Below are 1,466 nucleotides of genomic sequence, written 5' to 3'. Positions count from 1 at the left end.
TTAAACGACATCTTCGATAAAGGCGCACGCTTTGGTCTTAGCGATCAGTTTGAGGGTCAAAAGGTGCAAGTAGAGTTTGTCTCTGCCAATCCAACCTCGAGTCTGCATGTTGGTCATGGGCGTGGGGCGGCATTTGGTATGAGCGTTGCCAACCTGCTAGAGGCCGTCGGTTATGACGTCACGCGCGAGTATTATGTCAATGACGCGGGTCGTCAAATGGACATCTTGGCAACCAGTACTTATTTGCGTTACTTACAAGCCAATAATGAAACGGTTGTATTTCCATCGAACGCTTATGTGGGTGATTATGTCCGCGATATTGCAGAGACGATAAAAGCAGAACAGGGTGATAAATACGTGCAGCGCTTTGCCGATATCGTCATAGGCGTGCCCGCAGACGCGCATTATCAAACCAACGCGGCAGGTGAGCAGGAATTGATATCTGGTGATAAAGAGGCGCATATCGATGGTTTGATTGCTAATAGCAAAGCATTGCTTGGTGATGACTATGCGCTGTTTTTGGATGCGGCTCTAAATGGTATTTTGGCGGATATCAAAGATGATCTCAACGACTTTGGCGTGCGCTATGAGTGTTGGTTCCATGAGCGCTCTATCGATGCTGATATCGAGCCTGTGCTTCAAATCCTGGATGATAAAGGCTATCTATATGAGAAAGACGGCAATATCTGGTTTAAATCGACAGACTTTGGCGATGAAAAAGATCGGGTAGTACGCCGCGCTAATGGTCAAACCACTTATTTTGCCTCAGATATTGCGTATCACAAAAACAAATTCGATCGCGGCTTTGATAAAGTCATTAACGTCTGGGGCGCTGACCACCACGGTTACATTGCGCGTGTCAGAGCGGCGCTACTCGCTTTAGGAATCGATGCCGATCGCCTTGATGTAGTACTAGTGCAGTTCGTTGCCCTATGGCGCGGCGATGAAAAAGTACCGATGTCATCGCGTAAGGGCGAGTTTGTGACCTTGCGTGAGCTGCGAGGCGAGGTCGGTAATGATGCGGCGCGTTTTTATTATGTGGCGCGCAAACCTGAGGTGCATGTGGACTTTGATTTAGAGCTTGCTAAGTCGCAAAGTAAAGACAACCAGGTCTACTATATTCAATATGCTCATGCGCGTATTTATCGCGTGCTCCTAAAGCTAGAAGATAATGGTCTAAGCGTAGATGATACTATCGGCGTACAGCAGCAGCATCTGCTGACCTCTCCTAGCGAAGAGGAGTTGATTAAACTGCTTGGGGCTTATCCGGCAACGCTACTACGCGCAGCAACGGGTTATGAGCCGCACATACTTACCAATTACCTCAAAGAGTTGGCAGCGCTGTTTCATGGCTGGTATGACCGTGATCGTATCTTGCCATTGAGCCTGACATCAGGGGCAACGCCAAATCAGGAGGAGCTTGATATGATGCAAGCGCGCCTGCATCTATCCAAAGCGGTCAGGCA

Annotated in this window: 1 protein-coding gene; it reads left to right on the top strand. The window is 48.5% G+C overall.

What is annotated here, in order from left to right; all coding sequences use genetic code 11:
• Positions 1 to 1,466: arginine--tRNA ligase (argS, locus tag ACTXGO_RS13665; protein ID WP_443574906.1), on the top strand; the 1,466-nt coding region annotated here is incomplete at both ends.

The sequence above is a fragment of the Psychrobacter sp. T6-1 genome, from assembly GCF_052258445.1.
This window is presented reverse-complemented; position numbering and strand designations above follow the sequence as displayed.